This window comes from Pseudarthrobacter sp. MEB009 (genome assembly GCF_030208875.1).
In the GTDB taxonomy this organism is placed as follows: Bacteria; Actinomycetota; Actinomycetes; order Actinomycetales; family Micrococcaceae; genus Arthrobacter.
Window position 1 is genome coordinate 210,587 of record NZ_JARVTC010000013.1, and the last position, 22,321, is coordinate 232,907.

A 22,321-nucleotide genomic window follows, 5' to 3' on the forward strand; every position below is an offset into this window, starting at 1 on the left:
AACGTCAGGCAATTAGAGGCCCATCCGCTCAAGCCACAGCTTGGCGTCGTGGATCTCGGGTTCGGTGGGCAGGTGGTCCGCCGATTCCCAGACCCGGTTGAAGCCTTCCATGCCGGCGGCGGCCACCACGGCACGGACAAAACGGGCACCGTCCGAGTACTGGCGCATCTTCGCGTCCAGGCCCAGGAGGTTGCGAAGGAACTTCTCCAGCACACCGCGGTCCTTGCCGCGGGCGTTGAACCGCTGCCTGATGGTCTTCACGGACGGCACGATGCTGGCGTCCACGGCGTCCATAACCACGTTGGCGTGCCCCTCGAGCAGGCTCATCACGGCGGTCAGGTGCGAGATGGCCGCCTTCTCCTCCGGGTCCTGCAGCAGGTCCAGGATGGCGCCGCGGCCCGGGGTGTCGCCGGTGGCTGAGCGGTCCTTGAGCGAGCGGGCTGCTGCCCCTGCCCGGTCCATCAGGGAATCGACGTTGCCCAGCAGGTGCCCGCTGAGGTCATCGATCTGCGCCAGCATGTGGTGGCGCAGCCAGGGGGCGGCGGCGAACTGCACCCGGTGGGTCTGCTCATGCAGGCACACCCACAGCCGGAAGTCCTCCGGCGTGACGTTGAGTTCGCGCTCCACGGAGACGATGTTGGGGGCCACCAGCAGCAGCCTGCCGCCGGCGGGCGCCTTGGAACCTTCGGCGAGCGCGGCAAAGGGATCGTACTGGCCCAGGACCTTGCTGGAAAGGAACGCCAGCACGGCGCCCAACTGGCTGCCGGTGATGGCGCCGCTGACCCCGGCGGCGGCCGGGCTGATGGTGCCCCGCCGGCTCTCGACCATCTTTTCCATGGCCGGCCGGAGCATCACGGCAAAGCTTTGGGTGTTGGCCTTGGCCCAGGAAGCCCTGTCCACCACCAGCACGGAGGAGTCCCGGAGGTCCCGCGCTGCCTCCAGCCCGGTGATCTCGTGGACGTGCGGAACGGACTTATCAGCCAGTTCCCGCAGGCTGTCCACGGCCTTGCCGATGTCCGCCGGGGACAGTGTTGGCCCGGCGGGGGTGAGCCGGGCCGCGGTGGACGCGGCCAGGTCCCAGTTGATGAGGGACTGGGCAGATGCGGACAACGGTTGTGCCGACTCGCGCGCGGTGGTCTCCATAAGTCCCATCAGAACACAGCATGCTGCTGATCGGCCTTAAGTTCGCTGACCGGCGAACAGCCCGCGGCTCACAGCGGGCGCATAGGCCGGCGAAAGCCCCGGCCTATGCACGCCGGGCAATGTTGGACCCATCAAGCACACCGGCGGCTCCCCCGCACGGACCCCACACACTCGCCAGGAGGACCCCATGATCCCGTACCGTCCCATCGCTCCCCTGACCGCAGGCCCGCGGAAGGGCTGGACGTCCGTGCTGGCCGCCGTTGTCCTCGCAGCCCTGCTGGGCACCACGGCTCCGGCGGCCCTGGCTGCCGACACCGGCACGGCGTCTTCCGTGGCGGCCGCAGCCGCCGCCCCGCTGGTGGCCACGGAACCCGTCCGCCGGGAGTCCTGACCCGACCCTGTTGCCGCCTACCGGCAGCCGCAGGCCGCGAGGGCCGTCGCGGCCCGGTCCAGCGCTGCCCGGTTCCCTGCCGCGCCGGGGGTCAGTCCGTTGCCGATGAAGGAGAACACCAGCAACCGGCCGTCGGCGTCCACCACATATCCGCTGAGCGCGATCACAGTGTTCAGCGTCCCTGTCTTGGCCCGGACCAGCCCGGCACCGCGGGCTGTGGCGTCGTCGCCGTACCGTGAGTCGAGGGTGCCGGAGACGCCGGCCACCGGGAACCCGGCCAGGGCAGCCCGGAGCCGGTCATCCAGGCCGGAGGTGATGGCAGTGACCGCCCGGACAAACGTGCCTGCCGGGACCTGGTTTCCCATGGCCAGCCCGGACACGTCCGCCAGCTGCAGTGGCCCCGGGGCGATGCCCGCCGCCACGGCCTCCGCCCCGACCACGGCGGTGGCCCCGTCATTGCTGCCGGGCCGCCCCGACGCAAGTGCCGCCAACCGGCCCAGTGCCTCGGCCAGGTAGTTGTCGGAATCCTGCAGCATGGCCCCTACCTGCTCCGCCACGGTGGCCGAGTCCGCCGCGGCCAGGACTTCCTGCCCTGCCTCGCCCCCGGTTCCGGTTCCGGTTCCGGCCGGAGCAGGCGCGCGTTCGACGGCGGCCGCCACCGTCAATCCCGCCGGTTCGACTGCCGCCCGCAGTTGGCCGGCAAACTCGGCCGCCGCGGCCGCCGCCGGGTCCTGGGGCCGCGGCCCGGTGGTCACGGCGGGATCGTAGCGGGCCGCGTTCAGCGCCAGCGGAGCCAGCGGAGCCACTTCGCCGGCGGCCACGTCCCCCAGGCCCCAGGCCGGATTCAAGGCCGGCCCGCTGAACAGCGAATCATCAAAGCGCACCGTGATTTCGCCCGTCACCCCGGCACTGCGCAGGGAATCCGCCGTCCGCGCGGCCAGCGTCGCCAGGCCGGCATGGCCGCGCACCCCGTCGGGGTCCGAGGCGCCGGCCCCCAGCAGCACGTCTCCCCCGCCGGTCAGGACCACCTGGCGGTTGTCCGGACCGGAAAGGACCTTGGTGCTGAACCGGTGATCGGGGCCAAGGGTGCGAAGGGCAGCGACGGCGGTCAGAAGTTTCAGGTTGGAGGCCGGCACCCTGGCGTCCGCGCCGCCCCTGTCGAACAGGACTTCGCCGGTGAGCGCATCCTGGACCTGCCCCGTAAAGTTTCCGCCGCCGTCGGCCGCCAGGAGCGGATCCAGCTGCGCCGCGACGGCTGCGGGCCGCGGGATGGCTGCGGCAGCCGACAGCGGCGCCAACGCCGGCACGGCGGACAACGTGGCCGGGACCTGCTGCCAGGCGGGTGCCGCCGGCGCCGGGGCGGGCTGGTCCGGGGCAAGGAAGCCCGGCACCACCAGCAGCGCCGAGGGGATGGCCACTGCCAACAGGACCGCGACCAGGAGCGCCGCCGGCCAGGACTTCCGGACGCGCGCCACCACCGCGGCGGCAGCCCTCCGGGCACGGTGCCGCCGGGGTTCCGCGCCTGCTGTTTTGGTCATGCCAGTGCCGGTCCTCACGTCCTGAAATATCCCCACAAGTTCCTGATTCCAGGGCCGCTCGCTATATCCTCAATAATAGTCGGCGGCACGGACACCCCATTTTTGGCGGCGGTCTCCCCTGTGCCGCGCACCCCCTGCCATTGCCGAGGAGCATTTCCATGAAGCATGACGTCACCATCGAGATCCCCAAGGGATCCCGCGTCAAGTACGAAGTTGACCACGAGACAGGCCGCGTCCGCCTGGACCGCGTCCTGTTCACCTCCATGCAGTACCCCACCCACTACGGCTTCTTCGAGAACACCCTGGGCGAGGACGGCGACCCGCTGGACGCACTGGTGCTCCTGCAGGACTTCGACCTGCACCCCGGCGTCATCGTCGAGTCCCGGCCCATCGGCGTCTTCAACATGACGGACGACGGCGGCGGCGACGCCAAGGTCCTCTGCGTCCCCGTGGATGCCCGGTTCGACCACATCCAGGAAATCAGTGACGTCAGCGACTTCCTGATCAAGGAAATCGAGCACTTCTTCACCCGTTACAAGGACCTGGAGCCCGGCAAGTGGGTCAAGGCCGAAGGCTGGGGCGACCGCGCCGCCGCTGAAGCCGAGCTCGAAGCCTCCATCAAGCGTTACGTGCCGGCAGCCGGCCACTAAGGTCCAGCAGCCGCCAATCACCGCGGGGCCACTTCCGGTTCGATGCACCCGCTGCATCGGACCGGAAGTGGCCCCGTGTTGTGGTTAAGGTGGAGGGTGAGCTCCGAACCCCTTTTCGCCCCGCCCTCCGGACCGGTCATCGGCCGCCGCGACGGCGATGTCATCCGCGCCACCGGCATCCCCTACGCAACGGCGGCCCGGTTCCAGCCGCCCACCCATGCGCCGGACCGGACAGCACCACTGGTTGCCACGTCCCCGGCGCCGGCCTGCCCGCAGGCGCCGGTGCCGTTCCTGGACGACGTGCTGGGCACCAAATACGGCGAGCTGCCCGGCAGCGAGGACTGCCAGAACCTGTCCATCACCCTCCCGGCCGGCACCCCGCCGGACGCAAAGCTGCCGGTCATGGTGTGGATCCACGGCGGCTCGTACACCACCGGCTCGGGCGACCTGGCCATTTTTGATCCGGCAGTGCTGGCGGCGGAGAACAATGTGGTGGTGGTGTCGGTGACGTACCGGCTGGGGCTGTTCGGTTTCCTGTCCACCCACAGCGGCAGGCCGGGCAACCTGGGCCTGCTGGACCAGCTTGAGGCCTTCCGCTGGGTGCAGCGGAACATCGCGGCATTCGGCGGCGACCCGGGCCGGGTCACGGCCTTTGGGCAGTCCGCCGGGGGCGACGCCATTGCCCACCTGATGGCCGTCCCCGAGGCGCCCCGACTGTTCCAGCGCGCCATCATCCAGAGCGCACCGCTGGGCATCTCCCGCGGCCGGGCCAAAATGAACCACGCCATGGGGATCGCCGCCGGGTCCGTCACAGCGGACACCCCGGCCATGGACGTGGTGGCCGTCGAGGAAAACGTGGCACAGGTGGCCCGCAGGTTCGGCATGCTGGCAGCCATGCCGTTCGGCACCCAGTACGGCCATGACCCCCTTCCGGCGGAAGCCGACATCGAAGCAGCCTGGGACCGGACAGCGCCGGGAATCGAGGTGCTGATCGGGCACACGTCCCAGGAAGCGCGGCTCTTCCTCCCCCGCAGCCCGTTCCTCAGCCGGCTGGAACAGGTTCCGCTGGCCGGCAAAGGCGCCCTCCGCGCCGTCAACCGGGTGGTCACCGAGGCGGTTTACGGGCGCGCGTCCAGGCGGTTCGCACGCCGCCACACCGCGGCCGGCGGCACGGCGCACCACTACGTCCTGGACTGGCACGCACCGGACAACGTCTACGGCTCGGCCCACACCATCGACCTGCCCCTGCTGTTCGGCAACCGGGGCACCTGGGACGGGGTGGGCCTGATCCGGGGCGCCACGTGGGACGAGGTGGACGCCGTGGGCCGGAAGGTCCGGGCGCTGTGGGCAGGCTTCGCACGGGACGGGAAGTTGGATGCCGCGGGCGGCATTCCGGGCGTCCTGCGGTACCGGGCAGCGTGAGTGCGCCGTGAAGTCGCTGGGTGTTGACCTCGCCGCGGCGGCCGCAAAGACTGCTGTGGCGGTCCTCGAGTGGGGCCCGGCCGGGGCTACCCTGGCTCACCTGGCACTCGGGGTTGACGACCAGGAGATCGTTGACCTCTTCGGCGCCACCGACGTCACCGGCATCGACTGCCCGGTGGGCTGGCCGGACGCGTTGCTCCCCTTCCTGACCGGGCACCTGGCGTCCGACGCAGGACCGGTCCTGCAGCACGACGGCATCGCCGGGCGCCGGCTCCTGGCCTACCGCGACACCGACCGGTTCGTCACCGCACAGACGCGCCTGATCCCGCTGAGCGTCTCGGCTGACCGGCTGGCGCACCCCGCCATGCGGTGCGCTGTGCTGCAGGCCAAAATCGCCGGCCTGCACGGACCCCAGCCCAAAGACGGCTCAGGCAGGCTCGCCGAGGTGTACCCGGCCGCTTCGCTGCGGGTCTGGGGCCTGAACGGGCGCGGCTACAAGGGCCGCGGCAGCACCGAAACAGAACGGCTGGCCGCACTCCTCGCGGAGCTGCGTGCGCAGGCGCCCTGGCTGGACGTGGCCGGGAACGAGGCCCGGCTGGCAGGGTCTGATGACCTGTTTGACGCCGTCGTGGCCGCCCTGACGGCACGCGCCGTGGCCTGCAACCTGACCCTGCGCCCCGACGCTGCGCACGCTGCGGCGGCGGGGACCGAAGGCTGGATCCATCTGCCCTCGTGCGGGCTCGACGGGCTGCCGGACTGACGCGTGCCGGCCTGGCTCCAGCAAGCGGGGCTGTCAGTTACCCGCGAGCATGGCCGGCGTCAGGAAAGCCAGCTGGGCTTCCTTGTCCGCCAACTGAACAACGGGGCCGAGCTCGAAGGATGAGGCAAGGAGCCGCCGGATGGCCTTGCCGTTGCGGGCGTCGGGCTCGGCGATGATGCGCTCCGTGCCCGGGTCCGCGAAGACGAACCGGGTCAGCGCCGCCGCCAGCACCGGGGTGAAATGCGGGATGAACCTCGACGCCGGGCCCAGCAGCAGATGCGTACCCGTGTCACCGGGCAGTGCAGGGTAGGCCTCGCCCACCGGATCGTGGATGGCCTGGTAGGTCTGGAAAATGCCGAATGGTTCGCCGGCCAGGTCGATCAGGTAGGCGTGGTGGGTGTCCAGCCCGGCCAGGAATTCGTAGACTTCCCGGACTTCCGCCACCGTATAGCCGGACATGCCCCAGAACCTGGCGCGCTCCGCCGTGACCCAGCCGTGGAGAACAGCGGCGTCCGCCACGGGGTCGATGGGCAGCAACCGGAACAGCCCCCAGGTTTCGAACTCCTCCTGGTAAGCAGGGGTCCGCCGGGCGGCTTCGGGTGCCGCGATTGGTCTGGTGGACATGGCTCTCCTCGGAATAGTCCTGCGGGCTGAATTTTGCCGTAACGCCGCTGCAACGGGACCAATGGACAGCGCAGGTTAGGTTAGGCTGTCCTCATTAAAGCATCGATTCCCGTTTTGCGTGCCCAGCGTCCGGGCAGAAGGAGAACCATGAAGCGCAGCTGGGAAGGCGCCGTCCTCAAAGTCTTCGGGGCCAAGGATTTTTCCTTGGCCGTGACGGGTCGCGAGCAGATCGGCCCGCAGTTTATGCGGATCCACGTGGACGGCGGTTCGCTGCTGGCTGACTGCGGCGTCCATCCCACCATGTGGATCCGGCTGTGGTTCGACGACAACGGCAAACCGCACCAGCGCGCCTTCACCCTGGTCAACCCGGATGCCGCGGCCGGGACCTTCAGCCTGGACTTCGCCCTCCACGAGGGCCGGGCCGCCGACTGGGCGCGGGCCGTCCAGGCCGGGGAAACCATCGAGGCCACCGTCCAGGGCAGCAAATTCGACCTCCCGGACCCGGCGCCCACGGCCGCGGTGCTGGTGGGCGATCCCGCCTCAATCCCGGCCATCAACTCACTGCTAACGGCCCTCGGCGACATACCTGCCACCATCTGGCTCGAATACAGCCACGACCCGGACCGTTCCCTGCCGGTACATGCCAGGGCCAGGGATACGGTGTCCTGGGTGCCGCGCCAGGACGGCGGCGACCGGCTGGTTGGCGAGGTCTGCGCTGCGTTGACCGCCCGCGCCGAAGCGACCGGCGCGGGCATGGATACCGGCTATTACTGGCTCGCCGCCGAGGCCGCCAGCACCCGCGCCATCACCAGGCACCTGCGGAAAACCCTGGGCGTGGACAAACGCCGGATCAACGCGTTGGGCTACTGGCGGTCCGGCGAAGCTTCCTGACCCGCCGGCGGCGCGGCCCCGCCGTCGGGCGCCCTCCTGCCTACGCCCCGCCGAGGGTCCAGCCGGTAATTTCCTCCGGATCCTCACCGTACGTGCGGGTGTGCTCGAAGGCCTTGTTTTTGCGGTCCAACAGGTCCTGGCGCAGGATCGAGTGCCGCGCCGCCAGTCCCGGCACGCGGTCGATCGCGTCGATGGCAAGCTGGAACCTGTCGATCCCGTTGAGCATGGCCATGTCGAACGGCGTGGTGGTGGTCCCCTCTTCCTTGTAGCCCCGCACGTGCAGGCCCTCCTGGTTCGTCCGGCGGTAAGCCAGCCGGTGAATCAGCGCAGGGTAGCCGTGATAGGCGAAAATGATGGGCTTGTCCGTGGTGAAGATGCCATCGAAGTCCTTGGCGGGCAACCCGTGCGGGTGCTCGGATTCGTCCTGGAGCCGCATCAGGTCCACCACGTTCACCACCCGTACCTTGAGTCCAGGGGCTCCCAGCCTGAGCAGTTCCGCCGCCGCGACGGTTTCCACCGTGGGCACATCGCCGGCGCAGGCCATCACGACGTCGGGCTCCTCTCCGGGGACTTCCGAGCCGGCGAACGTCCAGATTCCCAGGCCGCGGCGGCAATGGTTGGCGGCGTCGGCCGGGCCAAGCCAGGTGGGTGACGGCTGTTTGCCGCTGACCACGATGTTCACATAATCCGTGGAAGCCAGGCAGTGCTCCATCACGGAGAGCAGCGTGTTGGCATCCGGCGGCAGGTAGGCACGGATCACCTCCGCCTTCTTGTTCACCGCGTGGTCGATGAAGCCCGGGTCCTGGTGGGAAAAACCGTTATGGTCCTGCTGCCACACGTGGGAGGACAGCAGGTAGTTCAGGGAGGCAATGGGCTGGCGCCACGGCAGCGTCCGGTGCACCTTCAACCACTTGGCATGCTGGTTGAACATGGAGTCGACAATGTGGATGAACGCCTCGTAGCAGCTGAACACGCCGTGCCGCCCGGTCAGCAGGTAGCCTTCCAGCCAGCCCTGGCAGAGGTGCTCGCTGAGCACCTCCAGGACCCTGCCGGAACGCGCCAGGTTCTGGTCGACGTCCTCAATCCGGTACTGCCAGACCTTGTCGGTGACCTCATAGACGTCCTGGAGGCGGTTCGAGGCCGTCTCATCCGGGCCGAAAAGCCGGAAGTTTTCCATGTTCAGTGCGATCACGTCCCGCATCCACGAACCCAGCGTGATCATGGGGCTGACGCGTTCAGTTCCGGGCCGGGCCACCTCGACGGCGTGGTCCCGGTAGGCGGGCAACAAAAGGTCCCTGCGGAGCAAGCCGCCGTTGGCATGCGGTGTGGCGCTCATCCGGAAATCCCCTGCGGGGGCAGCCTCGGCGACGTCGGCACGCAGCCTCCCGTCGGCGTCGAACAGTTCCTCCGGCCGGTACGACTGCAGCCACTGCTCCAGCATCTTCAGGTGCCCGGCGTTGGTCCGCACCTCCGAGAGGGGCACCTGGTGGCTGCGCCAGGTCCCTTCCACCTGCAGTCCGTCCACAACCCGCGGACCGGTCCAGCCCTTCGGTGAGCGCAGCACAATCATGGGCCAGCGGGGTGCCGGGTCCTGCCCGGCACCGTCCGCTCCGGCGGGGCCGGCGGGGTTCCGGCGCCGGTCCTGGATGGCGCGGATGTCCGCCATGCAGGCGTCCAGCGCCTGCGCGAAGTCCTGGTGGGCCTGTTCCGTGGCGTCCGGATCCGCCACCGTGACGAAATATGGTTCGTGGCCGTAGCCGCGGAGCAGCTGGTCAAGCTGCTGTTCGGGCATCCGGGCCAGGATGGTGGGGTTGGCGATCTTGTAGCCGTTCAGGTGCAGGATGGGCAGCACGGCACCGTCCGCGACGGGGTCCAGGAAGTTGTGCGAGTGCCAGCTCGCGGCGAGTGGTCCGGTCTCCGCCTCGCCGTCCCCGATCACCACGGCCGTCACCAGCTGGGGGTTGTCGAACACGGTCCCGTAAGCATGGGCCAGCGAGTACCCCAGCTCGCCGCCTTCATTAATGGAACCGGGAGTTTCCGGCGCCGCGTGGCTGGGGATGCCGCCGGGGTAGGAGAACTGCCGGAACAGTTCGGCCATACCGTCAGCATCGTTCCCCACGTGGGAGTAGATCTCCGAGTAGGTCCCTTCCAGCCAGGAGTTGGCGACGACGGCGGGACCGCCATGTCCCGGACCGGCAACAAAGAGCATCTCGGCGGCGTCACGCCGGATGACGCGGTTCAGGTGGGTATAAACAAAGTTCAGCCCGGGGGTGGTGCCCCAGTGTCCCAGCAGCCTGGCTTTGGTGTGCCCCGGTTGGAGCGGTTCGCGCAGAAGGGGGTTGCTTCGCAGGTAGATCTGGCCCACGGACAGGTAATTCGCCGCCCGCCACCATCTGTCCAGGAGGTCCAGTTCGTTCGGTCCCATGCTGCCGGCCATGATGGTCCTTCCGTCGATGGCGCCGCCCTGGGACGGCATTACCACCCATCGCACCAGATGGGGAAACCTGGTGCAACCCTGCTTGCCTGCCCGGCACTGCCAACGGGTAGTCTTTGGTTCAATGTTCACGTTGACCATCAACCAAACGGATAGCCGGCGCGACGGCGACCGCGTCCCTCAGCTGTTGAAGGACCTGCGGCACATCCCCGCGCGCCTGGATTTCGACAGGTCCGTGGAAGATGAAGTCCAAGGCATTGTGGACTGCCCGCACCAGGCAGTGGAAGCAGCCCTGGTGGCCCTGCGTTGCGGCTCCTGGTTCGTGGGGATCGGGGTGGGGCCGGTGAACGAGCCGCTGCCCAACCAGATCAAGGACGCCTCCGGGCATGGCCTGGTTTATGCCCGGCGGGCCGTGGACCGGCTCCGCAACGGCAAGGAACGGGTGCCTGTTGCGGTGGAGGGCCCGGTGGCGGACATTGCGCACGACGCCGAAGCCGTACTGCGCCTGCTGGGCCTGATAGTCCGGGACCGGTCAGGGGCCGAGTGGCGGGTGCTGGACCTGCTCACACCAGGGGTCCGTGGCCAGCAAAAAGCTGTGGCCCAGGCGCTGGGCATCACCACGCAGGCCGTCAGCAAGGCGGTGGCGCGGGCGCAGTGGAACGAGGAGCACGCCGCCAGGCCTGCCGCTGCCCGGCTGTTGGCGTTAATCCTCGAAGCCAGGTAGCCGGCGCCGGCTGCTATGTGTTCCGCGGGCCGGCTGGGCGTTGTCAGGTGCTAGCTGCCTGCGGTGGCCAGAACCGGTTCGCCGTTGAAGAATTCCAATTCCCAGCCGTGGACGGCGTGGTGGTGGGCCAGGTTGAGTGCGGCGTTGTCCACGCTGGCGAGGGTCCGGCCGGTGGCCCGCCCCAGGCTGACGCGGAGCAGGGTGCCGTGCGTGACCACCAGGACGCGCTGGCCGCGGAATTCGTCGGCCAGGGCTTCGAGGGCTGCCAGGCCGCGGGTGGCCGCTTCGTCTTCGCTCTCGGCTCCCCGGAACCCGCCGGGAATGCGGAGCGCCTCAAGTTCAGGACCCGCCTGCATGCCCTCCGCGAGGCCGAAGCTGCGCTCGGTCAGTTCGGGGACGCGCCGCGACACGGTCAGCCCCAGCCCCGCGGCAATCAGGTCGGCGGTTTCCGCCGCGCGGCTCAGCGGCGAGGACACCACGGCGTCCCATTCGTAGGGTGCCAGGACGGCTGCGGCGTCGCGCGCCTGTCCGCGGCCCACGTCGTTGAGCGGGATGTCGGTGGCACCCTGCAGCCTGCGTTCGGCGTTCCAGTCGGTCTGGCCGTGGCGGACCAGGGCGAAAGTGGTGAGGCTCATGGCTTCCATTCTGCCTTGCGGGGCGGCCCGGACGGGAACCGGCCCACGGGCGCGCCGGCGATGAGGGCAACCTGGAAGACAGCGAGTCCGGCAAGCAGGACGCAGGCGGCCAGCGCCGCCGTCTGGACCACTGTCATCCCGGTGTGGCGCTAAAGGAGGCTGTGGAGCACACGGGCGGCGCCGTCGTCGTGCACGGAAAGGGTAACCTCGTCCGCAGCGGCGAGAACTTCCTCCGGCGCCTGCCCCATGGCCACGCCGCGGCCTGCCCAGGTGAGCATCTCGATGTCGTTCCGGCCATCACCGATGGCGACCGTCTGCTCCGGCCCGATGTCCAGCCTGGTGCGCAGGTTTTCCAGCGCACTGGCCTTGGTGACGCCGGCGGCGGCGATGTCCAGCCAGGCAGTCCAGCCCACGGAGTAGGTGACGCCAGCGAGGCCGATGTGGCGGATGGCCTCGTTGAACTCCTCGGGGGTGTTGTCCGTGCTGAACACCACCACGCGGACGGCCGTGGCAGCCAGCATGGTCTGGAAGTCGACGCCCACGGCCTCAACACCAAAACTGGCGTCCTGGAACCGCTCGGTGGAGAGGAAGTTGCCGTCCTCGTCCTCCAGCGCGTACTTGGCTGCCGGAAGCCGCTCGCGGAGGGCGCGGAGTGCGGGAGCGGGGTTGAACGTGGCTTTGTGGATGATCTCGTAGCCCTTGTCCAGCTCCGGGTGCAGCCGGAGGGTCACGCCGCCGTTGCAGCAGACAGCGTAGCCGTGTTCGATGCCGATCAGCTCGATGATGGGCAGCGTGGCGTTCAGGGACCGGCCGGTGGCAATCATCACTTCGTGGCCTGCGGCCACCACGGCCTGGGCTGCGTTGCGGACGGCCGGGGACATGTGCCCGTCGTGGTTGACGAGGGTGCCGTCCACGTCCAGGGCCACCATCAGCCGGGTGTCGTTGTTGTTGGGGTTCTCTCGCCGGTCATCGTTGCCGGCGACTGAGGATTCAGTCAGCATTGTCATTGAACAAGTGAAGCAGACGCCCGGCATGGCCGCTAGGACGCGCGCCACAGCTTTGTTGAACGTCCGGTTAATATTCACAGGTTGTCCCCGGTGTGGGTATTAACCCTGGTGGCCCCGGCCCGGGACGGGTCCGGGTCTTCAGCCTGTCCTCGAAGCCATGCGCAACGGCCCTGGGCTGTGGACCACCTGCCCAGGGCCTTTTCCAACCAGCCAACCACCGGGCAGGAGGCTTTCCAACACGGACGCAACCCGCCGACGCGCGGCGCAACAGATGTCCTCCCGTTTCCTTGGATGACAAGGCGCGACGCCCCGTTGCGGCCCGGGATGACCACGGGCTGCCGGCATGCTTAGCCTGTCGGTCAGGGAACCCGCGCAGCCGGTGCGGGGCCGGCCGAACACGAGAGGGCGCCACCATGACCGCCACCGCCACCACGTCCACTGAGCCGCTGATCGTCAGGCGGGCCCGCGAATCCGAGTACGCAGCGGTGGGTGAGCTGACCTACCGCGGGTTCGGCCACCACCTGCCGGCGGCGGACCAGCCGGACAGCGAGCGCCTGAACCTGCTGGTGGATGCGGAGGCACGCGCAGATGCGGGCACCCTGCTGGTCGCCGAGGACGTGCGGACGGGAAAGCTGGTGGGCACCATCACGGTACTGCTGCACGGATCACCGCTGGCCCGACAGGCTGAACCAGGGGAGGCGGAGGTTCGACTGCTCGCGGTCCTGCCGGAGGCACGGCGCCAGGGTCTGGGCCGGCTCCTGCTGGAACACTCGGTGCAGCTCGCAGCCCGGAACGGCGCCCGCGGCGTGGTCCTGGACACCGGCGTGGACAACCTGGGCTCCCAGGAGCTCTACCGGCAGTTCGGCTTCATCCGCCGGCCGGACCGGGAAAAGCCCCGGCCCGCGCCCAAGGTGCAACTGGTGGTCTACACGCTGGACCTGGCCGGCTGACCGCACCTGGCTACAGGACGGGCAGTACTTCCAGCCCACCCAGGTACTTCTGCAGCGCCTTGGGGACGTTGACGGAGCCGTCCGGGTTCTGGTGGTGCTCCAGGATGGCCACGATCCAGCGGGTGGTGGCCAGGGTTCCGTTCAGGGTGGCGACAGCCCTGGTGCCCTTGGCCACGCCGGCGTCGTTGACGGTGCGTTCGCGGATGTTGAGGCGGCGGGCCTGGAACGTGGTGCAGTTCGAGGTGGAGGTGAGCTCCCGGTAGGCGCCCTGGGTGGGAACCCAGGCCTCGCAGTCGAATTTCCGGGCCGCGGACATGCCCAGGTCACCGGCTGCGGTGTCGATGACGCGGTAGGGCAGCTCGCACTTGGCCAGCATCTCCTCTTCCCAGGCCAGCAGCCGCAGGTGCTCGGCAGCGGCTTCCTCAACGGTGGTGTAGATAAACATCTCCACCTTGTTGAACTGGTGCACCCGGATGATGCCGCGGGTGTCCTTGCCGTGCGAGCCCGCCTCACGGCGGTAGCAGGAACTCTGCCCGGCGAACCGGATGGGCCCGGCGCTGAAGTCAAGGATTTCGTCCGCGTGGTAGCCGGCCAGGGCAACCTCGGAGGTGCCCACAAGGTAAAGGTCGTCTTCGGCGAGACGGTAGATCTCGGCGTCGTGCTTGACGTCGAAGCCGGTGCCCTGCATGGTTTCGGGGCGCACCAGGGTGGGCGTGATCATAGGGACAAAACCGGCGTCGATGGCCTGTTCCATGGCCATCTGCAGCAGTGCCATTTCCAGCCGGGCGCCCACGCCGCGGAGGAAGTAGAACCTGGAGCCGGACACTTTGGCGCCGCGCTCCATGTCGATGGCGCCAATCAGCTCGCCGATTTCCAGATGGTCGCGGGGTTCGAAGCCGGCGAATTCCCGCGGCTCGCCCACTGTCTTGACCACCACGAAGTCGTCCTCGCCGCCTTCGGGGACGCCGTCTTCAATAACGTTCGGGACGGCCCGGAGCAGTTCCTCCTGCTTGGCCTGCGCGGCGTCGGCTTCCGCCGAGGCTGCCTTGACCGAGTTGGCCAGCTCGCGGACCTCGGCAAGCAGCGCCTGCTTTTCCTCACCCTTGGCCTGCGCCACCTTCTTGCCGAACACGTTCTGCTCGGCGCGGAGGTTTTCGTAGCGGATCAGCGCAGCCCTGCGGTCCGAATCCGCGGCGATGATCGCGTCCACCACTGATTCGTCGGCGCCGCGGGCGCGCTGGCTGGCACGGAACTTGTCCGGGTTTTCGCTGAGGTCTTTTACGTCGATCACTCCCCAAGGGTATCCAATCCAACGCACGGCGGCGGGCAGCCGGGGCGGGCGCGCGGGTGCGGCGCCCGCCGGGCTACTGTTGAAGCACCATGAGCGACTGGATCCTGTACCTTCTGAGCGCGGCGGCGCTGGCCTTCGCCGTCTCCAGCTGGTGGGGGGTGCGGCGGCTTAAGGCCCTGCACATCCGCAGCGCCGTGGGCGGCGACGCGCACGAGTCCGGGCTGGCCCGGCAGCGCGTGGCAGTGATCCTGAACCCCATCAAAGCCCGCGCCGGCGAGGCCAGGGCCACCATCCAGCGCGCCTGCCTGTCCGCCGGCTGGGACGAGCCGGTGTTCTTCGAGACCACCGCCGAGGATCCGGGGTATTCCCAGGTGAAGGCGGCCCTGGCCGGCAGCCCGGACGTGGTCCTGGTGGGCGGCGGCGACGGCACCGTGCGGGTTGCCGCCGAATCGCTGGCGCACAGCGGCGTGGCCATGGGCCTGATCCCGCTGGGAACCGGCAACCTCCTGGCCCGGAACGTGGACCTTGATGTCCACGACCTGCACAGCAACGTCCACACGGCCCTGTTTGGCCGGCAACGCTACATCGATACCGCCCGGATGGGGATCGAGAACTCACGGACCGGGCATTCCTCGGAGCACGTGTTCCTGGTGATTGCCGGAATCGGCGTGGACGCCGAAGTCCTGGCCGACACCAACGACGGCCTCAAAAAAGCGGTGGGCTGGCTGGCGTACACGGAAGCAGGGGTGCGCCACCTGCCGGGCCGGCGCAAGAAGGTTTCCATATCACTGGACGGCAACCCGGAACAGGTCCGGAACATCCGCAGCGTGCTGTTCGCCAACTGCGGCCTGGTTCCCGGCGGCATCGACTTCATCCCGCAGGCCATGATCGACGACGGGATGCTGGACGTGGTGGTGATGAGCCCCCGCAGCGCCCTGGGCTGGCTGCTGATGTACCTGAAGGTCATCTTCAAGCACAGCGGCAAACTGCCCATCATGACTGTGTACCGGTCCGGCCGGATCGTCATTAAATGCCCCGAGCCCATGCCCACGCAGCTGGATGGGGACACGTCCGGGCTTGCCACCCGGCTCACTGTCCAGGTCAAACCGCAGTCCCTGCTGGTCCGGGTGAAAGGGCCCGCGGCGGGGCACTGAACCGGCACCTGCCGGAATGCGGCGGACCTGCAACGTGCGGGCGTCAGTCCCCTGCGGCCTCTGCGGCGGCTTTCGCGGCAGCCCTGGCCTCGGACTGCTCACGGATCATCGCCTGTTCCTCTTCAAAGCGCAGGCGGTCGGCGCGGTCGGCATCGTCTCCGTCCCAGTCCTGGTTGTCGGCTGCAGGCTTGGGGTTCACAATCATTCCCTGGCCGTCATCGGTGCTGTTCGCAGTCATGACCCGCTCCCTTCATTCGGGGCCATTCCCCGGTGGATCAAGCAAGCTTACGCACGGCCGGGGCCCTAAGTAAGTACTCGGAGCGGTATTCACCTACGCTGTGGGCGAAGCGGTGGAACCGCTTTCCGGTCCTGTTGATGCCGGTTGGAGAATGCGTTGCACCCAGGCCTGCGCAGCGCCGAAGGCGTCATCGGACGTGTGCGGCTCCACCACCGCAGCCTGTCCGTCGGCCCGGGGGTAGGAGCCCAGGAACCGGGTGGCGGGGCTGATGCGGTGCAGCCCGGCCAACGCATCCGCCATGCGGGCGTCGGCGGCGTGCCCGTCCGCGTCGATGCTGAAAAAGTAGTGCCCAAGGTACTGTCCGGTGGGCCTTGATTCGATCCGGCTCAGGTTCACGCCCCGGGTGGCGAACTGGTCCAGGATCTCCATCAAGGCACCCGGCCGGTCCGCGGGCAGCGGCACCACCACGGTGGTTTTGTCGGCGCCTGACGGGGGCGGCAGGGCGCCGGGCCTGCCCACCAGGATAAAGCGGGTCACGGCCGCGGGATTATCGCCAATGTCAGTGGCGAGCACCTCGAGGCCGGGCTGTGCCTGCGCCACCAGCGGTGAGCAGATGGCAGCGTGGTAGGGGCAGTCTGCCCCCAGCAGACCGACGGCGGCTGCTGCCGTTGAGGATGCCGGGACATATTCTGCCTCCGGAATATTCCGCTCCAGCCAGCCACGGCACTGCGCCCAGGCGTGGCCGTGGGTGGCCACGCTGCGGATGCCCGCCATTGGTGTGCCGGAACGGACGGCCAGCACAAAGCTGATGGGCACCAGGACTTCACGGAGGATGCGAAGTTCCGCACCGCCGGCGATCGCGTCCAGGGTTGCGGTGACGCCGCCCTCGACGGAGTTTTCGATGGGCACCATGGCCGCGTCCGCCGTGCCCCGGCGGACCAGGTCCAGGGCAGCGTTGACGTTCGAGGCGGGGATCCGGGTGGCCCCGGCCGCATCCGGCACCTGCAGGAGGGCCGCTTCGGTGAACGTCCCCTCAGGTCCCAGGAACGTGTACGTGACGGGTGGCGGCATGGTGGAGCCCTTCGGCTGGTGGTTGGTTGCTGCCCGGACGCGGGCCGGAGGGCCGGGGGCTCAGAGCACCAGCGGCTTGAGCCCGTTGTCCGAGACCAGGGGCTTGCCGGCCTCCAGCCACTGGTCCATGCCGCCGGAAACGTTCAAGGCGGAGTAGCCCTGTCCGGTCAGCCACTGGGCCGCCCGGAAGGAACGACCGCCGGTACGGCAGATGACGTAGAGATCCTCATCAGGGTCCAGTTCATCGAGGCGCGCGGGGAGCTGGTCCAGCGGAATGTGGCGGGCGCCGTCGGCGTGCCCGGCCACCCACTCGTAGTCTTCGCGGACGTCAAGGATTGCGGCGCCGGCGGGGACGTCATGGACGGGGACGGTGTCAAAGTCGCTCATTGGAAGTCCTGTCGTGGCAGATCGGAAGACACCATTAAGCCTAGTGCTTCCGGCATCCGCCGGCCCCGTTGCCGGCCGCGATACGCTACGTGAAACGCTTGGAGGATGCCATCACTGCAGTTCAGCCCGCCGGACCGGCCTTCTTCCGGGCCGCAAACAAGCCCGGGCAGCAGGACCCAGGCAACCGTGGCTGAGCTGCACGAGCTAGGGGCCGTGGAACTGCGGGACCTGCTGCGCCGGGGTGCCGTCTCCGCGGGCGAGGCCGCGGAGCACTTCCTGGCCCGCATCGCTGACCGGAACCCGTTGCTGGGTTCATTTGTGGCCGTCACCGGAGAGCAGGCCATGGCCGGCGCCCGGGAGGCCGACGCGCTCCATTCCCGCTCCAGCGCCGGGGACCTTCCGCTGCTCCACGGGATGCCGGTTGCCTTCAAGGACCTCACGGATGTGGCAGGGGTGGTGACCACCCACGGCAGCGCCGCCCTGGACCACAAACCGGCCCCGGCGGACGGGCAGCTGGTGGCCGTCCTCAAGGCCGCGGGCGTGGTGTCCCTGGGCAAAACGCAGGTTCCGGAGTTCGGACTGACGGCGTACAGCGAAAACCGGATCGCGCCGCCGTCGCGTAATCCGCACGCTCCCAGCAGGAGTTCCGGCGGTTCCTCCGGCGGCAGCGCAGCGGCTGTTGCCGCCGGTCTGCTTCCGGTGGCACCGGGGACGGACGGCGGCGGATCCGTCCGGATTCCCGCTGCTGCCTGCGGGTTGGTGGGACTGAAGCCGGGACGCGGCGCCGTGCCGGCCGCGGAATCCCAGGGCGATCCTGCCCGGCTGGTGGTGCCGGGCCCGCTGGCAAGGAGCGCCACGGACGCCGCGCTCCTGATGGACGCCATGGTGCCCGGGGCGGGCTACCTGGCAGCACTGGGCCCGGACCCGCGGAAGCTGAGGATCGGCCTGACACTGGAGTCCCCGTGGGCCGGAACGTTCCCGTTCACCGTGGAGCAGGAGGCGCTGGACGCGCTCCACACCGGGGTGGAGCTGCTGGCCCGGGCCGGGCATGTGGTGGCCGAAGCCCCGGTCCGGTACGACAACCGCTACCCGGACGCCTTCACCACCGCCTGGACCGCAGGGGTGGGCAGCGCCCAGATCAGCCCCACCAGGGAGGCGCTGCTGGCCCCGCTGACCAGGACCTTCCGGCGGCGGGCCCAGCAGCGGAGCCCTGCCAAGCTGCAGGAAGCGCTGGCGTTCCTGCGCAGGTTCGAACATGACACGGTGGCCCAGTACGCCCAGTGGGACCTGATGCTGATGCCTGCACTTGCCCAGACACCCCGCCCGGTGGGCTGGTTCACGGGAACAGTCCACGGCGGCGACAGGTGGCCTGCGGCGCAGTGGCCCGGGGATGCCGACGGGGATTACCGGAAGCAATGCGAGTACGCGCCATGGTCCTCCATGGTGAACGTGTGCGGCCTGCCCGCCATCACCATTCCCGTGCACTGGACGGGCGGGGCACCCGGGCAGGGGCTGCCCATGGGCATCCAGCTGGTGGGGCCGGCCGGCTCAGAGTCGTTGCTGCTGCAGGTGGCGCATCAGATCGGATTCTGAAAGCCCGTGGCGGGATCCGGCAGCCCGCCAACTCCGCCCTAACATGTGGAGAGCCGGTGGGAGCCTTCCCGGAGCAGTTGTTCCCGGCAGGCCCGCCAACTAAGGTTGCACCATAAGCATGCTTATTAGTTAAGGGGAACAACATGAGTTCTGGACAGTACACCCCCGGCACGGACGGCCAGCCGGATCCCGCCGGGCAGGTGCCGGCGGTTCCGGACCATGAGCCCGCAGCACCCGCGACCGAACCCCAGGCGGGCACCGCGGAGACCCGGAAGCAGGACTCCCGCAGGCAGGAGCCCCGGCAGCCAGCGACCCGGCCGGCGGAGGAGCCCAAGGTGACCCGCGCCGGCGTGGTGTGGGCCGCCGTCGTGGCCTCTCTGGTCCTGCTGATCCTCCTGATCATCTTTATCCTGCAGAACCAGGACCAGGTCCTGGTCCGGTACTTCGGCCTGGAGGGTCAGCTGCCACTGGGCATGGCCCTGTTCATCGCCAGCGTCACCGGCGGCGTGCTGGTGGCCGCGGCCGGCGGGGTCCGGATCCTGCAGCTCCGCGCCACGGCGCACCGGACCAGGGCCGCGAACCGCCGCTGAGGCGGGCCGCAGCGGTGGGCCCGGGCGGTAAGTTCCGGGCCCGCCTGCCCGGCGCAGGCCTGGAAGCGGCGGGAGCCTAGAAGGCGCCCAGGTTCCGGTACTTTTCCGCCCGGGACGCCACCAGCGACGCAACCGGCGCCCCGGCCAGGTTTCCCAGCTCGTACTCGATGGCCCGGGCCATCCGTTCGCAGAATCCGGCGGGCTCCAGCGAAGCGTCGCCGCGCTCGTCAACAATGTGGTCCACCAGGCCGTTGGCGTACAGCGATGCCACGTTCACACCCTGTGCCTGTGCCATGGCCGGAGCGTGGGCGGTGGTGCGGTGCACAATGGCGCTGGCGCCCTCCGGCGGCAGCGGCGACAGCCAGCTGTGCTGCGCCGCGATGGTCCGGTCTGCGGGCAGCAGGGCCAGCGCCCCACCGCCGGCACCCTGCCCCAGCAACACCGAGACGGACGGTGATTCCAGTCCGATCAATTCGTGCAGTGAGCGGGCAATCTCCCCCGCCAGGCCGCCCTCTTCAGCTTCCCTGGACAGATCCGCGCCCGCAGTGTCAATGACGGTCAGCAGGGGCAGCCGGAGTTCCTCGGCGAGCTTCATGCCCCGCCGGGCCTCCCGCAGCGAGCCTGGGCCCATGCCGGCGGCGTCCTTCCGCAGCGGCCGGGCGTGGCCCAGCACAATGCAGGGCTGGCTGCCGAACCGGGCCAGCGCCAGGAGCAGCCCGGGATCCTTTTCCCCCTGGCCGGTACCGTTGAGGGGCAGCGCATCGCTGGCGCCGTACTTAAGGAGCTGCCGGAGGTCCGGCCGCCGCGGTTTCCGGGAGATACCGATGGAGGTCCAGGCGTCAACAGTTGACGGCCGGACGGCAAGGGTTTCCGGCGGAGCCGGTTTGGCAGCCGGACCGGACCCCTCCGGGCCCACACCGGTACCCGGCGCTGCGGCCAGGATGTCCAGGGCCCGTGCCACCAGGTTCGCCAGCTGTCCGGGCGCCACCACGCCGTCGATAAGGCCCTTGCTGAACAGGTTCTCCGCCGTTTGCACGTTGTCCGGAAACGCCTCCCCGTACAGCGCCTCGTAGACGCGCGGGCCGAGGAAGCCCAGGAGGGCGCCGGGTTCCGCCACGTTGATGTGGCCCAGCGAGCCCCACGAGGCCATCACCCCGCCGGTGGTGGGGTGCCGCAGGTAGACCAGGTACGGCAGGCCGGCCTGCCGGTGGGCGCGGACGGCGCCGGTGATCTTGACCATGGACAGGAACGCCAGGGTGCCTTCCTGCATCCGCGTTCCGCCCGAAGCGGGACCGGCAAGCAGCGGAAGCCCCTCGGCGGTGGCCCGTTCCACGGCCGCCACGATCCGCTGCGCGGCCGCGTGCCCGATCGACCCCGCAAGGAACGCAAACTCGCTGACGATGACCGCCACGCGGCGGCCCTGGATCAGCCCGGCCCCGGTGAGCACCGACTCGTCGGTGCCGCTGCGGTCGCGGGCCCTGGCCAGGTCGGCGGCGTACCCGTCGGACACGGGCGGCTGCTCCGCGGGCGCGTCCCAGGAAACAAACGACCCCGGATCCACCACGGCCGACAGCAGCTCGGCGGCGCCCAGGTGCCGGACCTTCTCCGACGTAGGCATTACTTGGTGCCCGCCGCGGCGGTGAGGCCAAGCCACTCCCGGATCGCGCCGCCGTCGGCGTCCAGCAACGGCGGCGCGCTGTGGCTGGTGATGGTGGTTTCCGCGCTATCGCCGGCGGCGAAGAAGCGCAGCGGCGGGCCGGGAAGGCTGACGGTGCCCAGCAGCGGATGCTCCACGTCCACCACCAGCCCCTGCGACGCCACCTGGTCCCACGCGTAGACCTCATCCAGCGAGCGGACCTTGCCTGCCGGGATCCCGGCGTCGTTCAGTTTCTGCAGCAGTTCCGCAGCGCCATAGGCGGAGAAGGCGCGTTCGACGGCGGCAATCACCCCGGCGCGGTTGCGCACCCTGTCCGCGTTGCTGGCAAAGCCGGCGGCCGCCGGGTCCAGGCCGAAGGCCGCTGCGAACGCCGCCCACAGCTTCTCGCTGCCCACGCTGATCTGAACGCTGCCGTCCTTGCAGGCGAACAGGCCGTAGGGGGCGATGGAGGGATGGTGGTTGCCCTGCGCCTGCGGCACCTCGCCCGCCACGGTGGTCCGGGTGCCCTGGAAGGCGTGGACCCCGATCAGCGAAGCCAGCAGCGAGGTGCGCACCACCTGCCCCTTGCCGGTCCGGCCCCGTTCGACCAGGGCCGCGAGGACCCCGGACGCGCCGTTCATGCCGGCCAGGAGGTCGGCGATGGGGACACCCACGCGCTGGGGGTCGTCCGGGCCGGAGCCGGTGAGCGACATCAGGCCGGCTTCGCCCTGCAGGATCTGGTCGTAGCCGCTGCGCTGGGACTCAGGGCCGTCGTGGCCGAACCCGGTGATGGACAGGATGATGAGCCGCGGGTTGAGCTCATGCATGGCACCGGTGGAGAAGCCCAGCCGGTCCATCACACCGGGGCGGAAGTTCTCGATCACCACGTCGGCGCGTTCCAGCAGGCCGCGGAGCACCGCCTGGCCGTCACCGCTCTTGAGGTCCAGGCTGATGGATTCCTTGTTGCGGTTGCAGGACATGAAGTAGGTGGACTGGAGATCGTCCTCGGGTCCCACGAAAGGCGGGCCCCAGCCGCGGGTGTCATCGCCCGTGCCCGGGTTTTCCACCTTGATCACGCGGGCACCCAGATCCGCCAGCATCATGCCGGCGTGCGGCCCGGCCAGGGCGCGGCTCAGGTCGATCACCGTGTGGCCGGCCAGGGGTCCTTGGGTGCTGTCAGCTCTGCTCATGT

General features: G+C 69.4%; 23 protein-coding genes. 10 read left to right on the forward strand and 13 right to left on the reverse strand.

The window, feature by feature from the left end; genetic code table 11:
* Positions 1–12 precede the first annotated feature (12 nt).
* Positions 13–1,143 (reverse strand): Rv3626c family coenzyme F420 biosynthesis-associated protein, encoded by a 1,131-nt coding sequence (locus tag QRN07_RS12235; protein ID WP_050683674.1) that lies wholly within the window; start codon positions 1,141–1,143, stop codon positions 13–15.
* 187 nt (positions 1,144–1,330) lie between these two features.
* Here QRN07_RS12235 and QRN07_RS12240 point away from each other — a divergent pair, with 187 nt between their 5' ends.
* Positions 1,331–1,534, forward strand: a complete 204-nt coding sequence (locus tag QRN07_RS12240) for a hypothetical protein (RefSeq protein WP_285241131.1) — start codon at positions 1,331–1,333, stop codon at positions 1,532–1,534.
* Between the two features lie 17 nt (positions 1,535–1,551).
* Here QRN07_RS12240 and QRN07_RS12245 read toward each other — a convergent pair whose 3' ends face one another.
* Positions 1,552–3,072, reverse strand: a complete 1,521-nt coding sequence (locus tag QRN07_RS12245; protein WP_285241132.1) for a D-alanyl-D-alanine carboxypeptidase/D-alanyl-D-alanine-endopeptidase — start codon at positions 3,070–3,072, stop codon at positions 1,552–1,554.
* A 158-nt stretch (positions 3,073–3,230) separates the two neighbouring features.
* On the opposite strand from QRN07_RS12245, the gene QRN07_RS12250 reads away from it, so the two are divergent.
* The 3 genes from QRN07_RS12250 (at position 3,231) to QRN07_RS12260 (ending at position 5,904) form a co-directional block, all read left to right on the forward strand.
* Positions 3,231–3,722: an inorganic diphosphatase gene (locus tag QRN07_RS12250; protein WP_050683682.1), complete on the forward strand. Its 492-nt coding sequence runs from the start codon at positions 3,231–3,233 to the stop codon at positions 3,720–3,722.
* A 96-nt stretch (positions 3,723–3,818) separates the two neighbouring features.
* The gene (locus tag QRN07_RS12255; protein WP_285241133.1) at positions 3,819–5,144 is read left to right on the forward strand and encodes a carboxylesterase family protein; all 1,326 of its coding nucleotides are present in this window, start codon (positions 3,819–3,821) and stop codon (positions 5,142–5,144) included.
* Between the two features lie 7 nt (positions 5,145–5,151).
* Positions 5,152–5,904 (forward strand): DUF429 domain-containing protein, encoded by a 753-nt coding sequence (locus QRN07_RS12260; protein ID WP_285241134.1) that lies wholly within the window; start codon positions 5,152–5,154, stop codon positions 5,902–5,904.
* A gap of 33 nt (positions 5,905–5,937) precedes the next feature.
* Here QRN07_RS12260 and QRN07_RS12265 read toward each other — a convergent pair whose 3' ends face one another.
* On the reverse strand, positions 5,938–6,528 hold the full coding sequence (locus QRN07_RS12265; RefSeq protein ID WP_285241135.1) for a GNAT family N-acetyltransferase: 591 nt from the start codon (positions 6,526–6,528) through the stop codon (positions 5,938–5,940).
* A 147-nt stretch (positions 6,529–6,675) separates the two neighbouring features.
* On the opposite strand from QRN07_RS12265, the gene QRN07_RS12270 reads away from it, so the two are divergent.
* Positions 6,676–7,419: a siderophore-interacting protein gene (locus QRN07_RS12270; protein WP_285241136.1), complete on the forward strand. Its 744-nt coding sequence runs from the start codon at positions 6,676–6,678 to the stop codon at positions 7,417–7,419.
* A gap of 40 nt (positions 7,420–7,459) precedes the next feature.
* Here QRN07_RS12270 and QRN07_RS12275 read toward each other — a convergent pair whose 3' ends face one another.
* Positions 7,460–9,856, reverse strand: a complete 2,397-nt coding sequence (locus QRN07_RS12275) for a phosphoketolase family protein (protein ID WP_285241360.1) — start codon at positions 9,854–9,856, stop codon at positions 7,460–7,462.
* 121 nt (positions 9,857–9,977) lie between these two features.
* On the opposite strand from QRN07_RS12275, the gene QRN07_RS12280 reads away from it, so the two are divergent.
* The gene (locus QRN07_RS12280; RefSeq protein WP_050683687.1) at positions 9,978–10,577 is read left to right on the forward strand and encodes a MarR family transcriptional regulator; all 600 of its coding nucleotides are present in this window, start codon (positions 9,978–9,980) and stop codon (positions 10,575–10,577) included.
* A 50-nt stretch (positions 10,578–10,627) separates the two neighbouring features.
* On the opposite strand, the gene QRN07_RS12285 is transcribed toward QRN07_RS12280, so the two are convergent.
* The 3 genes from QRN07_RS12285 to QRN07_RS12295 are packed head-to-tail and all read right to left on the reverse strand — an operon-like array spanning position 10,628 to position 12,219.
* A complete protein-coding gene (locus tag QRN07_RS12285) occupies positions 10,628–11,212 on the reverse strand; it encodes a histidine phosphatase family protein (RefSeq protein ID WP_285241137.1) in 585 nt (194 codons plus the stop codon).
* A complete protein-coding gene (locus QRN07_RS12290) occupies positions 11,209–11,349 on the reverse strand; it encodes a hypothetical protein (protein ID WP_285241138.1) in 141 nt (46 codons plus the stop codon). The genes QRN07_RS12285 and QRN07_RS12290 overlap by 4 nt, the downstream gene beginning before the upstream one ends.
* Positions 11,350–11,361: 12 nt before the next feature.
* Positions 11,362–12,219, reverse strand: a complete 858-nt coding sequence (locus QRN07_RS12295) for an HAD family hydrolase (protein WP_285241139.1) — start codon at positions 12,217–12,219, stop codon at positions 11,362–11,364.
* A gap of 413 nt (positions 12,220–12,632) precedes the next feature.
* On the opposite strand from QRN07_RS12295, the gene QRN07_RS12300 reads away from it, so the two are divergent.
* Positions 12,633–13,169: a GNAT family N-acetyltransferase gene (locus QRN07_RS12300; RefSeq protein WP_056601733.1), complete on the forward strand. Its 537-nt coding sequence runs from the start codon at positions 12,633–12,635 to the stop codon at positions 13,167–13,169.
* A gap of 10 nt (positions 13,170–13,179) precedes the next feature.
* Here QRN07_RS12300 and serS read toward each other — a convergent pair whose 3' ends face one another.
* Positions 13,180–14,460: a serine--tRNA ligase gene (serS, locus tag QRN07_RS12305; RefSeq protein ID WP_050683702.1), complete on the reverse strand. Its 1,281-nt coding sequence runs from the start codon at positions 14,458–14,460 to the stop codon at positions 13,180–13,182.
* 89 nt (positions 14,461–14,549) lie between these two features.
* Between serS and QRN07_RS12310 the strand changes: the two genes are divergently transcribed.
* Positions 14,550–15,614, forward strand: a complete 1,065-nt coding sequence (locus QRN07_RS12310) for a diacylglycerol/lipid kinase family protein (RefSeq protein WP_050683703.1) — start codon at positions 14,550–14,552, stop codon at positions 15,612–15,614.
* Between the two features lie 43 nt (positions 15,615–15,657).
* Here QRN07_RS12310 and QRN07_RS12315 read toward each other — a convergent pair whose 3' ends face one another.
* The 3 genes from QRN07_RS12315 to QRN07_RS12325 form a co-directional block, all read right to left on the reverse strand.
* Positions 15,658–15,852: a hypothetical protein gene (locus QRN07_RS12315; protein WP_056601734.1), complete on the reverse strand. Its 195-nt coding sequence runs from the start codon at positions 15,850–15,852 to the stop codon at positions 15,658–15,660.
* 93 nt (positions 15,853–15,945) lie between these two features.
* A complete protein-coding gene (gene pheA, locus QRN07_RS12320) occupies positions 15,946–16,923 on the reverse strand; it encodes a prephenate dehydratase (RefSeq protein WP_285241140.1) in 978 nt (325 codons plus the stop codon).
* Positions 16,924–16,983: 60 nt separating this feature from the next.
* Complete coding sequence (locus tag QRN07_RS12325) at positions 16,984–17,310, reverse strand: rhodanese-like domain-containing protein (RefSeq protein WP_050683706.1); 327 nt, start codon at positions 17,308–17,310, stop codon at positions 16,984–16,986.
* A gap of 186 nt (positions 17,311–17,496) precedes the next feature.
* On the opposite strand from QRN07_RS12325, the gene QRN07_RS12330 reads away from it, so the two are divergent.
* Entirely contained in the window at positions 17,497–18,903 is a 1,407-nt protein-coding gene (locus tag QRN07_RS12330) for an amidase (protein ID WP_285241141.1), read from the forward strand.
* Between the two features lie 143 nt (positions 18,904–19,046).
* Positions 19,047–19,493 (forward strand): LapA family protein, encoded by a 447-nt coding sequence (locus QRN07_RS12335; RefSeq protein WP_050683708.1) that lies wholly within the window; start codon positions 19,047–19,049, stop codon positions 19,491–19,493.
* A gap of 76 nt (positions 19,494–19,569) precedes the next feature.
* Here QRN07_RS12335 and QRN07_RS12340 read toward each other — a convergent pair whose 3' ends face one another.
* Together QRN07_RS12340 and QRN07_RS12345 are read right to left on the reverse strand one after the other, a co-directional pair.
* Complete coding sequence (locus QRN07_RS12340; protein ID WP_285241142.1) at positions 19,570–21,111, reverse strand: carboxyl transferase domain-containing protein; 1,542 nt, start codon at positions 21,109–21,111, stop codon at positions 19,570–19,572.
* Entirely contained in the window at positions 21,111–22,319 is a 1,209-nt protein-coding gene (locus QRN07_RS12345) for a CaiB/BaiF CoA transferase family protein (protein ID WP_285241143.1), read from the reverse strand. Before QRN07_RS12345 ends, QRN07_RS12340 begins: the two co-directional genes overlap by 1 nt.
* Positions 22,320–22,321 lie beyond the last annotated feature (2 nt).

What these genes read in the sequence shown, in the direction of transcription:
- QRN07_RS12315 (WP_056601734.1), bottom strand. Translation starts at nt 15,852, where the DNA reads ATGACTGCGAACAGCACCGATGACGGCCAGGGAATGATTGTGAACCCC.
- QRN07_RS12245 (WP_285241132.1), bottom strand. Translation starts at nt 3,072, where the DNA reads ATGACCAAAACAGCAGGCGCGGAACCCCGGCGGCACCGTGCCCGGAGG.
- QRN07_RS12240 (WP_285241131.1), top strand. Translation starts at nt 1,331, where the DNA reads ATGATCCCGTACCGTCCCATCGCTCCCCTGACCGCAGGCCCGCGGAAG.
- QRN07_RS12335 (WP_050683708.1), top strand. Translation starts at nt 19,047, where the DNA reads ATGAGTTCTGGACAGTACACCCCCGGCACGGACGGCCAGCCGGATCCC.
- QRN07_RS12340 (WP_285241142.1), bottom strand. Translation starts at nt 21,111, where the DNA reads ATGCCTACGTCGGAGAAGGTCCGGCACCTGGGCGCCGCCGAGCTGCTG.
- QRN07_RS12265 (WP_285241135.1), bottom strand. Translation starts at nt 6,528, where the DNA reads ATGTCCACCAGACCAATCGCGGCACCCGAAGCCGCCCGGCGGACCCCT.
- QRN07_RS12325 (WP_050683706.1), bottom strand. Translation starts at nt 17,310, where the DNA reads ATGAGCGACTTTGACACCGTCCCCGTCCATGACGTCCCCGCCGGCGCC.
- QRN07_RS12250 (WP_050683682.1), top strand. Translation starts at nt 3,231, where the DNA reads ATGAAGCATGACGTCACCATCGAGATCCCCAAGGGATCCCGCGTCAAG.
- QRN07_RS12345 (WP_285241143.1), bottom strand. Translation starts at nt 22,319, where the DNA reads ATGAGCAGAGCTGACAGCACCCAAGGACCCCTGGCCGGCCACACGGTG.
- QRN07_RS12275 (WP_285241360.1), bottom strand. Translation starts at nt 9,856, where the DNA reads ATGGCCGGCAGCATGGGACCGAACGAACTGGACCTCCTGGACAGATGG.
- QRN07_RS12300 (WP_056601733.1), top strand. Translation starts at nt 12,633, where the DNA reads ATGACCGCCACCGCCACCACGTCCACTGAGCCGCTGATCGTCAGGCGG.
- QRN07_RS12270 (WP_285241136.1), top strand. Translation starts at nt 6,676, where the DNA reads ATGAAGCGCAGCTGGGAAGGCGCCGTCCTCAAAGTCTTCGGGGCCAAG.
- QRN07_RS12310 (WP_050683703.1), top strand. Translation starts at nt 14,550, where the DNA reads ATGAGCGACTGGATCCTGTACCTTCTGAGCGCGGCGGCGCTGGCCTTC.
- pheA (WP_285241140.1), bottom strand. Translation starts at nt 16,923, where the DNA reads ATGCCGCCACCCGTCACGTACACGTTCCTGGGACCTGAGGGGACGTTC.
- QRN07_RS12285 (WP_285241137.1), bottom strand. Translation starts at nt 11,212, where the DNA reads ATGAGCCTCACCACTTTCGCCCTGGTCCGCCACGGCCAGACCGACTGG.
- QRN07_RS12295 (WP_285241139.1), bottom strand. Translation starts at nt 12,219, where the DNA reads ATGACAATGCTGACTGAATCCTCAGTCGCCGGCAACGATGACCGGCGA.
- QRN07_RS12235 (WP_050683674.1), bottom strand. Translation starts at nt 1,143, where the DNA reads ATGGAGACCACCGCGCGCGAGTCGGCACAACCGTTGTCCGCATCTGCC.
- QRN07_RS12280 (WP_050683687.1), top strand. Translation starts at nt 9,978, where the DNA reads ATGTTCACGTTGACCATCAACCAAACGGATAGCCGGCGCGACGGCGAC.
- QRN07_RS12290 (WP_285241138.1), bottom strand. Translation starts at nt 11,349, where the DNA reads ATGACAGTGGTCCAGACGGCGGCGCTGGCCGCCTGCGTCCTGCTTGCC.